The 9,849-nt window shown below is 72.2% G+C and carries 12 protein-coding genes; 7 read left to right on the plus strand and 5 right to left on the minus strand.

Translation table 11 applies throughout. From position 1 onward, the window contains the following. The coding region (locus tag ACWCSD_RS39225; protein WP_449922514.1) for a Clp protease N-terminal domain-containing protein at window positions 1–147 on the minus strand (147 nt) is incomplete at its 3' end. A 72-nt stretch (window positions 148–219) separates the two neighbouring features. On the opposite strand from ACWCSD_RS39225, the gene ACWCSD_RS39230 reads away from it, so the two are divergent. Together ACWCSD_RS39230 and ACWCSD_RS39235 are read left to right on the plus strand one after the other, a co-directional pair. Next, window positions 220–1,050, plus strand: a complete 831-nt coding sequence (locus ACWCSD_RS39230; protein WP_397158926.1) for a hypothetical protein — start codon at window positions 220–222, stop codon at window positions 1,048–1,050. Between the two features lie 39 nt (window positions 1,051–1,089). Next, window positions 1,090–1,959, plus strand: a complete 870-nt coding sequence (locus tag ACWCSD_RS39235) for an oxidoreductase (RefSeq protein WP_449922500.1) — start codon at window positions 1,090–1,092, stop codon at window positions 1,957–1,959. Window positions 1,960–2,183: 224 nt separating this feature from the next. On the opposite strand, the gene ACWCSD_RS39240 is transcribed toward ACWCSD_RS39235, so the two are convergent. Next, on the minus strand, window positions 2,184–2,903 hold the full coding sequence (locus ACWCSD_RS39240) for a class I SAM-dependent methyltransferase (protein WP_449922502.1): 720 nt from the start codon (window positions 2,901–2,903) through the stop codon (window positions 2,184–2,186). Here ACWCSD_RS39240 and ACWCSD_RS39245 point away from each other — a divergent pair. The 5 genes from ACWCSD_RS39245 (at window position 2,894) to ACWCSD_RS39265 (ending at window position 7,333) form a co-directional block, all read left to right on the plus strand. Then, the gene (locus ACWCSD_RS39245; RefSeq protein ID WP_449922504.1) at window positions 2,894–3,118 is read left to right on the plus strand and encodes a hypothetical protein; all 225 of its coding nucleotides are present in this window, start codon (window positions 2,894–2,896) and stop codon (window positions 3,116–3,118) included. The two genes, ACWCSD_RS39240 and ACWCSD_RS39245, sit on opposite strands and share 10 nt — an antisense overlap. Window positions 3,119–3,259: 141 nt before the next feature. After that, window positions 3,260–4,279 (plus strand): adenosine deaminase, encoded by a 1,020-nt coding sequence (add, locus tag ACWCSD_RS39250; protein ID WP_449922506.1) that lies wholly within the window; start codon window positions 3,260–3,262, stop codon window positions 4,277–4,279. A 129-nt stretch (window positions 4,280–4,408) separates the two neighbouring features. Then, entirely contained in the window at window positions 4,409–4,660 is a 252-nt protein-coding gene (locus tag ACWCSD_RS39255) for a hypothetical protein (protein WP_397218181.1), read from the plus strand. After that, the gene (locus ACWCSD_RS39260; protein ID WP_449922508.1) at window positions 4,657–6,762 is read left to right on the plus strand and encodes a hypothetical protein; all 2,106 of its coding nucleotides are present in this window, start codon (window positions 4,657–4,659) and stop codon (window positions 6,760–6,762) included. Before ACWCSD_RS39255 ends, ACWCSD_RS39260 begins: the two co-directional genes overlap by 4 nt. Further along, entirely contained in the window at window positions 6,755–7,333 is a 579-nt protein-coding gene (locus tag ACWCSD_RS39265) for a hypothetical protein (RefSeq protein ID WP_449922510.1), read from the plus strand. The genes ACWCSD_RS39260 and ACWCSD_RS39265 overlap by 8 nt, the downstream gene beginning before the upstream one ends. Before the next feature lie 3 nt (window positions 7,334–7,336). Here ACWCSD_RS39265 and pgl read toward each other — a convergent pair whose 3' ends face one another. From pgl to ACWCSD_RS39280, 3 genes are all read right to left on the minus strand, one after another. Beyond that, window positions 7,337–8,110, minus strand: a complete 774-nt coding sequence (gene pgl, locus ACWCSD_RS39270; RefSeq protein WP_357983369.1) for a 6-phosphogluconolactonase — start codon at window positions 8,108–8,110, stop codon at window positions 7,337–7,339. Window positions 8,111–8,137: 27 nt separating this feature from the next. Next, window positions 8,138–9,052 (minus strand): glucose-6-phosphate dehydrogenase assembly protein OpcA, encoded by a 915-nt coding sequence (gene opcA, locus ACWCSD_RS39275; RefSeq protein WP_352323011.1) that lies wholly within the window; start codon window positions 9,050–9,052, stop codon window positions 8,138–8,140. After that, window positions 9,052–9,849 (minus strand): glucose-6-phosphate dehydrogenase (locus tag ACWCSD_RS39280; RefSeq protein ID WP_449922512.1); only part of this gene is annotated, 798 nt, incomplete at its 5' end. The genes opcA and ACWCSD_RS39280, both read right to left, overlap by 1 nt.

Below are 9,849 nucleotides of genomic sequence, written 5' to 3' on the forward strand. Positions count from 1 at the left end.
GAGCACCAGCGCGGCCAGCCCCTCGCCCTCGCGGATGAGGCCCAGCAGGATGTGTTCCGTGCCGATGTAGTCATGGCTCAGCTGCCGCGCCTCCTCCTGGGCGAGCACGACGACCCTGCGCGCACGGTCGGTGAAGCGTTCGAACACCGGGGCCTCCGTTCGACTGGGGCTGCCTCCACTATGCGCTACAAACCCCGCCGTGTGGGGTATTTGTCCTGTGTGGATCTTGACGAGGTGGCCGGCCGCCTCTACGCAGTCCCGCCGGCGGAGTTCACCGCCGTCCGCGCGGCCGAGGTCCGCGCGGCCAAGGAGGCGGGCGACGTACGGCTCTCGCGGGACATCGCGAAGCTGCGCAAGCCCACCGTCTCGGCCTGGGCGGTCAACCGGCTGGCCCGGCAGCACCCCGCCGAGCTGGCCGAACTGCTCGGCGTGGGGGAGCGGCTGCGCGCGGCCTGGCAGGCGCAGGACGCCGGGGCGCTGGCCGAGCTGACCCGGTCGCGTGGCGAGGCGACCGCCAAGGTGGCGAGGCTGGCCAGGCAGGCCGGCGGCCTGTCGGCGGCGGCCGCCTCGGAGGTGGACCAGACGCTGGACGCGGCCGTCGTGGACGCCGGCGCCGCCGAGCAGGTGCGGGCCGGCCGCCTGGCCAAACCGCTCAGCTACAGCGGCTTCGCCCCCGCGCCCGCGCCCGCCGCTTCCACCGAGCCCGCCACCGCCGCCTCCAGCGAGCCCCGGCCCGGGGCGCGTGGGCGGGGGCGGGCCGGGAAGGACGCGGCGGCCGAGGCGCGGGCGGAGGTCGAGGCGAGGCAGGCCCGAGAGGCCAAGGAGGCGAAGGAGGCCAGGAAGGCGAAGGAGCGGGCGGAGGCCGAGGCGGCCCACCGGGAGTGGGCCGAGGCGCTGGAGTCGGTCACCCGCGACTACGACGAGCGCGCCGAGAAGGTCGCCCGGCTGGAACGCAAGCTCGCCAAGGCCCGCAAGCGGCTGGAGGAGGTCCGGCAACGTCTGGAGGTCACGCGCCGCGAGGAGCGCCAAGCCCGCCGCCGACTGGACTAAGGTGCACGAAACGCGTTCGTACACCTGCAAGGAGGGGCGATGGCCCCCTGGACGCCCGCCGACATCCCGGACCTAACCGGCACAACGGCCATCGTGACCGGCGCCAACAGCGGCATCGGCCTGCCCACCGCCCGCGAGCTGGCCCGGCACGGAGCCCGCGTCGTCGTGGCCGCCCGCTCGGCGGACAAGGGCGAGGCCGCCGTGGCGGAGATCCGGCGGGCCGTGCCGGGGGCCGACGTCGCGTACGGCGCCCTCGACCTGGCCGACCAGTCCTCGATCCGGCGCTTCGCCGACACGGTGGACAAGGTGGACCTGCTGATCAACAACGCCGGGATCGGCCTGATCCCCCGTCAGCTGACCAAGGAAGGCTGGGAGCTGCAGTTCGGCACCAACCACCTCGGCCACTTCGCGCTCACCGGGCTGCTCCTGCCACGGCTCCTGGCCGCTCCGCACGCCCGCGTGGTCACCGTCTCCAGCGACGCGCACTCCATGGGCAGGCTCGACTTCGACGACCTCGCCCTGGAACGCGGCTACGGCCGGATGAGCGCGTACGGACGGTCCAAGCTCGCCAACCTGCTCTTCACCCTGGAGCTCCAGCGGCGGGCCAGCAGCGCCGGTGCGGGCCTGATCAGCGTGGCCACCCACCCAGGTGCCACCGCGACCCGCTTCGTCAAGCTGGGGCCCCTGCAGCCCCTCCTGCACTTGTTCCTCCAGTCGGCCGACGCCGGTGCCGCCCCCTCGCTGTACGCCGCCACCTCGCCGGACATCACCGGCGGCGAGTTCGTCGGCCCCCGGCTGAAGCTGCTCACGCCCTCGGAGACGGCCAGGTCCGAGGAGGTCGCGCGGCGGCTGTGGGAGGTGTCCGCGCAGCTCACTGGCGTACGGTTCGAGGAGATCGCCCACCGCTGAAGGGCGTGCCGCCGGGAGCGCAAGCACTCGCCGCTCATGGGGCTGTCCTCGACGCTTCCACACGGCGGTCGGCGTGCGTGCCCTGGTCGAGCGGGCCGGAGGGCGCGGCGAGCTCGACGCGGACGTCGCTCCCGAGTCTGATGTGGTAACCACGATCTTCACTGGGCCGCCCTTCGGCGAGGAGTCGGTCGGCGGCGTGCGGCTGCCGCCGGTCCTGGGCCCGGTCAGCGCAGGCCGCGGGCCAGGTGGGCGCAGACGGGGAAGCCCGTGCCGGAGTACGGGGCGGCCAGGCGGTCGTAGCAGGCCCGGACGCGGGCGTAGGTCTCCGGCGGCTGCCGGGCGATCGTCTCGAAACGCGGGCCGCCCGCCTCGACCACGCCGCTCCACCAGGCGGCGACGTCCACCCGGTGCCGCCAGCGCAGCGTCCGCACGTCCACGGCCGTGAAGCCCGCCTCCTCCAGCAGCCCGGCGAAGCGTTCCGGCCGTTCCACGGCGGCGAAGGGGCGGACCGGGGGTTCGTACGGCACCCCCGCCGCCGCCAGGGCCTCGGCGAAGACGTTCGTGGCCGTCATCTCGTCGGACTTCCACCAGGTCAGCGCGACGGCGCCGCCGGGACGCAGCACCCGGCGCAGCTCCGCGAGCGTCGCCGGGACGTCGGCGACGTGGTTGACGACGAAGTTGCCCGCCACGGCGTCGAAGGAGGCGTCCTCGAACGGCAGGACGGGCAGGGTGGCCCGGCGGACGGTGGCGGCGGGGTGGCGGCGGGCGACCAGCTCCAGCATGGCGGGGTCGGCGTCCACGGCGGTGACCTCGGCGCCGGTCGCGAGCGCGGCCGCCGTGACCACGCCGGTGCCACATCCGACGTCAAGAATCCGCTCCCGACGCCCCTCTGGAACACCGACCTCAGGACGCCGCTCCACCCGGCCTTCCGAGTATGGGGTCACGTCGGCGCCTGAGGTCGCGGCGGCACCTCGGGTCGCGGTGTCGCCTGGGGTCGCGGTGTCGCTTGGGGTCGGGGTGTCGCCTGGGGTCGGGGTGTCGCCTGGGGTCGGGGTGTCGCCTGGGGTCGGGGTGTCGCCTGGGGTCGGGGTGTCGCCTGGGGTCGGGGTGTCGACTCGGGTCACGGCGGCGAGCAGGGGTTGGACGGTGTGCGAGCTGAGCCGCGCGAAGCCGCGGTCATAGGCCTCAGGATCCCTCACAACCCCGAAGCCTCCCCCGCAGCCCGAATCCTGACATCTTAAGGTGAAATTTCGCCCGATTCCCTGTTTTAGAAGGAAATCTCAGGCTTATGGTCTTCGCCATGACCATCGACGCCTTCATCGACGCGCTGCCCAAGGTGGAGCTGCACGTACATCTGGTCGGATCGGCCTCGGTCGACACCGTGCTGGAGCTGTCCCGGCGGCATCCCGGCAGTGAGGTCCCGACCTCCGAGGAGGAACTGCGCCGCTTCTACACCTTCCTCGACTTCCCCCACTTCGCCCGCGTGTACCAGGCCGTCAACAGCCTGGTCCGCGAGCCCGAGGACGTCGCCACCCTCGTCCTCGGCCTGGCCAGGGACCTCGCCGGACAGGGCGGCCGGTACGCCGAGCTGCAGGTCACCCCGTACGCCCATCACGTGGTCGGCATGCCCATGCGCGAGGTGACCGAGGCCCTCGACCTGGCCGCCCGCCGCGCCCTGACCGACCACGGCGTGGAGATGGCCTACATCTTCGACATCCCCGGCGAGTACGGCGAGGAGGCCGCCCGGATCACCGTCGACCACGCTCTGCGCGAACCTCCCGCCGCATTGGTAGGTTTCGGCATCGGAGGCATCGAACAGGACCGTCCCAAATACCGCGACGCCTACCGCGACGCCTTCACCGCCGCACGCGCCGCCGGCCTGCACAGCGTCCCGCACGGCGGCGAGATGAGCGGCCCCGAGACGATGTGGGAGGTCATCGAGGGCTACGGCGCCGAGCGCATCGGCCACGGCATCAACTGCCTGTTCGACCCCCGCCTGGTCGCCCACCTGCGCGAGACCCAGCTCCCCCTGGACGTCTGCCCCACCTCCAACGTCTGCACCGGTCAGGTGCCCGAGCTCGCCGCCCACCCGCTGCCCCGGATGCTGGAGGAGGGCCTGTACGTCACGCTCAACAGCGACGACCCGCCCATGTTCGCCACCACGCTGGCGGGGGAGTACCGCGCCGCCGCGCACGTGCTCGGCCTGGGCGCCACCGAGCTGGCCCAACTGGCCCGCAACGCCGTCAACGCCTCCTACCTGGCCGCCGACCGCAAGCAGACCCTCCTCAAGGAGATCGACACCCTGACCGCCGACCTCTGACGGATAGGCACGTCGCGTCATGCCGTCCTCACCGAACGGCGTGACGCGACCGGACTCTCCTGGCATCGTGGAGCACGGATTGAGCCTGAGGGGGCGCGGCGTGCGTACCACGGTCGGTGGGAGGTTCTCATGACTACTCCGGCGGACCTGCTGGAGGCTCAGCGCCGCGTGCAGGCGCTGTCCGACCGGCACTGGCACTGCCTCGACGAGGTCGTGCGCCAGATGGCGGACGGACGCACCTGGACGGGCCCGGCCGCCGACGCCTTCGCCCAGGAGCTCGCGCGCCGCAGGCTGGAGGTGTGGCGCGGCCTGCGGGAGATCGTCGAGGAGCTCCGCGTGGAAGCCGCCCGCTACTCCCTCGACGAGCGGAGGAACCTGTGACCTTCTCTTCCCTCGACCCGCGCGAGATGCACCGGCTCGGACAGGGCGTGCAGGAGGCGGGTCAGGCCCTGGCCGGCTGCGTGGGCGAGCTGCGCGCGATCCTTGCGGGGATCACGATGAGCCACCCAGGGGTCGCCGCCATCGACCGGGCGGCCCGCTGGCTGACCGAGCAGGCGCCCGACCTGTATCGGCGGCGCGACCTGGCCTACGAGAGCGAGAAGGTCGACACCGACGTCTTCGGCCACCCCATCCCCGGCTCCGTGGTGCCGCCCGGCGCGGTGCGGGTCGATGAAGGACGGCTGATCCCGTCCCAAGTGCGGGCCGAGGCAGAACAGGCCGCCGGACTGGTCGCGGCGGCCGGACGCGGCGACCAGGACGCGCTCACGAAGCTCGCGGCCTTCAAGAGCCGGATGAGCGACCCCCGCTTCGCCACGGCCCTGCTGGACAAGCTCGGCCCGCAGGTGCTCACCACCCTGCCGGTGCAGTTGTCGGCCCGCGTGCGAAGGGCACTCGACCAGGGTCCAGAGCAGGCGCGCGAGCTGCGTGCGCACCACCAGGAGCTGCTGTCCGTGCTGGCGACAGCCCTCGCCCACGCCACCGTCGCCAAGGAAGGCACTCCACGCCTCGGCACCCGCTTCCTGAACGAACTACGCAGACGCGGCCGCGTGGAGACACAGGCGCCCGGCATGGGAGGACTCACCGCCCCCGGCTACTGGGCGCTCGGCCAGATCCTGGCGGCGGGAGAGCAGGAGCCGTACAGCTCGTGGTTCATGCGTACGATCGGCCGCGACATGATCCGCTGGGACCGCGATCACCTCAAGGCGCACGGGGTGCGCTTCCTGCCCCGTGATACCGACGTTTACAACTTGCCCGCCCCCGCCGCCTCCCAGCCGTTCCAGGACACCGACGAGATCGGGGCGGCCGACCCGATCGGCGCGCTGCTGGCCGTCGCTGCCCGCGGCAGGGAGCCTGCCCAGGCGTTGCTCGCCGACCGTGAGCTGCTGACGTACCTGATGCACGACCGCCGCCCGCAGTGGGCCATGGGCGATCACGGCGAGTCGCTGGGCCGCGCCATGGAGGCCGCGATGAAAGGCCAGGACGACCTGTCCAAGTCCCTGGCCGTCCTGGCCACCCAGATCTACGCCGACGACGTAAGGCCCCATGTGACGCTCGACGAGGCGGGCAAGGTTGTCTTCGCGGACCCGTCCGAGCTCGACGACCTGTCGGGAATCCGCGACAACATGGGCCGCATCCTGGGCGACCACGCCGACGACCTGTCCGCGGCCTTCTACAAGAACGCCCCCCGGGCCGCGGACGGCGAGCTCACCAGCGACAACGCGGGGCACTCCATCGGCCGGTTCGGTGCCGCGGACCTCGACCTGGTCACGCTCGACCTGGCCGCTGACGACAAGGCCTACGACAACCTGCTCATGGGGGAGATCGGCCACATGCGGCGCGATGTCGACGAAGCGATCATGACCGGCAACGAGACGATGCTGAAGAACGTTGTGACCAACGACGCCCGCAGCCTCGGGCACCTCATGGAGGCGCGCGGGCAGGCCTTGATCGCCCGAGGGCAGGAGGCGGACGCGGCGGACGCCGAGCTCATGAAGCTGGTCGAGATGGGGATCGGCGAGATCCCCGTACCCGGCGCCGGGCTCGTGGGGAAGGCGGGCATCGAGGCGGCCAAGGCTGCGTACGAGAACTTCGTGAAGGACGGCTACACCAGCGCGGGGAAGTGGATGCTCGACCAGGCCGGGCACGGCGGCGAGCACACGGTCAAGAAGGTCGCGGAAGGGGCCGAGAACGAGGAGGTCGTCGACCAGCTGGTGAGACAGATGCTCGAATCCTCCGCGATCACGCACGAGCACTACGACCACAAGCAGTTGGAAGGACAGCCCTTCGTGGTCGGTGACCCGCCGCGCGTCAAGCCGCCGGCCTCGATGAACCACGACCAATACGATGCGTTCCTGCAGTGGATGGAACGGCACACCACCATCCCCAGCGACTTCGGCGACGCGCAAGGGATGACGAGGACCGGCACCGGCGAGTTCACCAGCCACATGAGGAAGCCCGACATGACCGGGGAACACCATGGCTAGGCCGCTGCCCGCGCTGCTCTGCCTGCTCATCGCCGTCTCGGCCGCCGCCTGCACGCCGGGCCGGACGACCCCCCCGACGCAGACGCCTTCACCGGTGCGGCGGCCCGTCACCGACGCGCCGCCCTACCTGTGCAACTTCGTCCCGCGTGCCGCGCTCGCCGAGCTGACCGGTTACACCGGCTCGTACAAGGCAGGTCCCAACAGCAGGCACCCGGTGGGGAACACGTGTGTGGTGTCCAACGACGAGCGCAGCCTCGTCATCACGAGCTACGACGTGTCGGCTCGCCCGGAGACCTTCGAGACCTTCGCCGCCCACGGGAAGGACGGCTCTCCCGTGAAGCTGCCGCCCGAGCTGGGCAAGGGGCAGATACAGGACTTCGAGGCCCGGCTGTACCCGTTCCGCAGTGCGGGCGTCTGGTTCCGGTGCGGGGACGCGAGCCCGTTCATCGGTATCACGATCATGAGGAACCCCGCACGGGACCAGGACGACGATCTCGTTCAGCTCGTGCGGATCGCGCAGCGCCGGTACGGCGAGATGTTCGCCTGTACGCCCGCCGCCGACCCGCGTTGAGCTTCAGGGGGAGGCCAGGCGGCCCAGTTCTGGGGGGATCTTGGCGGCGGCGGCGCGGTCGAGCAGGAACAGGGTGCCGGCCCGGCCGCGGGCGCCGGCCGCCGGCACCTGGACGTGCCCCGAGTCCGACAGGGCCAGGCGTACCGCGCCCGACTTCTCCTCGCCGGCCGCCACCACCCACACCTCGCGCGCCGCCTGGATGGCGGGCAGCGTCAGGGAGATGCGGGTGGGGGGCGGCTTGGGGGAGCCGTGCACGGAGACGACCGGGCGCGTGTCGTACAGGGCGGGCATGCCGGGGAACAGCGAGGCCACGTGCGCGTCGGGGCCCATGCCGAGCAGCATGACGTCGAAGGCCGGCACCGGGCCGTGGTCCTCGGGGCGGGCCGCAGCGCGCAGCTCGGCGGCGTACGCCTCGGCCGACTCCTCGGCCGTCATGCCGGAGTCGGGGCCGCGCATGACGTGGATCCGGCCGGGGTCCAGGTCCACGTGGTCGAGCAGCGCCTGGCGGGCGCCGGTCTCGTTGCGTTCCTTGTCGCCGGTGGGCACGAAACGTTCGTCGCCCCACCAGACGTCCAGGCGCCGCCAGTCGACGGCGTCACGGGCGGGCGTGGCGGCGATGGCGGCCAGCGTGGCGATGCCGACCGTGCCGCCGGTCAGCACGATCGAGGCCGACCCCTTGGCCGACTGCACGTCGACCAGGCGCGTGATGATGCGCGCCGCCACGGCCTTGGCCAGGACGTCGGCGTCGCGGTGCACGACAACGTTGGGAACGCTCACGACACTTCTTTCTCAAGTGGAGGGGGGTCAGCCCTTGTACGTACGGGCGAAGCGCTTGACGGCGGCCTCGTAGACCTCGTCGCTGTCCAGCCGGCGCAGCTCCTCGGCCATCAGCTCGGAGGTGTGCCGCCGGGCCAGGGCCACGTTCCGGTCGGGCTGGCCGGGCCGCGACAGCGTGGCCAGCCGCGCGTCGGAACGCATGACCGACAGCTCGCCGTCGCCGGTCTGCAGCCGTACGGCGGTCAGGCCCGGACCGGCCGACTCGCCCACCTTGACCGGCGCCCCCAGCCGCTCCGACAGCCAGGCCGCCAGTAGCGGCGCGCTCGGGTGCCCGGCGCTGGCCTCCACCACGCCCTTGCGCACCTTGCCCACCGGCTGGTCGAACGCGGCGGCCAGCAGGCTGCGCCACGGCGTCAGCCGGGCCCAGGCCAGGTCGGTGTCGCCGGGGGCGTACCCCTTGGCGCGGGTGACCAGCGACGCGGCGCCGCCGTTCTCGAAGCCCTTGGCGTCGGTGATGCGCCGCTGGGCCAGGGCGCCGATCGCGTCCTTGGACGGCACGTCGGGGGCCGCGCCCGGCCACCAGGCCACCACGGGGGTGTCGGGCAGCAGCAGGGGGCTGACGACGGAGTCGGCGTGCTGGGTCAGCTCGCCGTACAGGCGCAGCACCACGACCTCGCCCGGCGTGTTCTCGCCGATGCGCAGCTCGGCGTCGAGCCGGTTGGGCTCGGCCTCCTCCCGCTTGATCACCACGATGATGCGCGAGGGGTGCTCGCGGGCCGCCTCGGTGGCGGCGCGCAGCGCGTCGTACTGGTGGCGCTCCTCGGAGACCACCACGAGGGTCAGCACCATGCCGATGGCGGGCGCGCCCATCTGGTGGCGCAGCAGCATGAGCTGCGCCGAGATCTTGCCGGCCGTCGTGTCCGACAGCATGAACGTCGTCACTAGAGTCTCCTCCACACGCGGCCGTCGCGCGCCATCATCGCGTCGGCCGACTCCGGGCCCCACGAGCCCGACTCGTACCCCTCGGGCTGTCCCTGCGTGGCCCAGAAGTCCTCGATCGGGTCGAGGATCGTCCAGGACAGCTCGACCTCGCGCTGGTGCGGGAAGAGCGGCGGGTCGCCGATCATGACGTCGAGCAGCAGCCGCTCGTACGCCTCGGGCGAGGACTCCAGGAACGACTCGCCGTAGGCGAAGTCCATGGACACGTCGCGCACCTCCATGGCGGTGCCCGGGACCTTCGACCCGAACCGCACGGTGATGCCCTCGTCCGGCTGGACGCGGATGACCAGGGCGTTCTGGCCCAGGATCTCGGTGTCGGTCTTGCTGAAGGGCAGGTGCGGCGCCCGCTGGAACACCACGGCCACCTCGGTGACGCGGCGGCCCAGCCGCTTGCCGGTACGCAGGTAGAACGGCACCCCGGCCCACCGCCGGTTGGCGATCTCCAGCTTGATGGCCGCGTACGTCTCGGTGGTCGACTCGGCGGAGATGCCCTCCTCCTGGAGGTAGCCGACGACCTTCTCGCCGCCCTGCCACCCGGCCGCGTACTGGCCGCGCGCGGTGTTGAGCCCCAGGTTGGACGGCAGCCGCACCGCCTTGAGCACCTTCTCCTTCTCCCGGCGCAGCGCCGAGGCGTCGAAGGAGGTCGGGTCCTCCATGGCGACCAGCGCGAGCAGCTGGAGCAGGTGGTTCTGGATCACGTCGCGGGCCGCGCCGATGCCGTCGTAGTAGCCGGCGCGCCC

The sequence above is a fragment of the Nonomuraea sp. NPDC001684 genome (genome assembly GCF_053596515.1).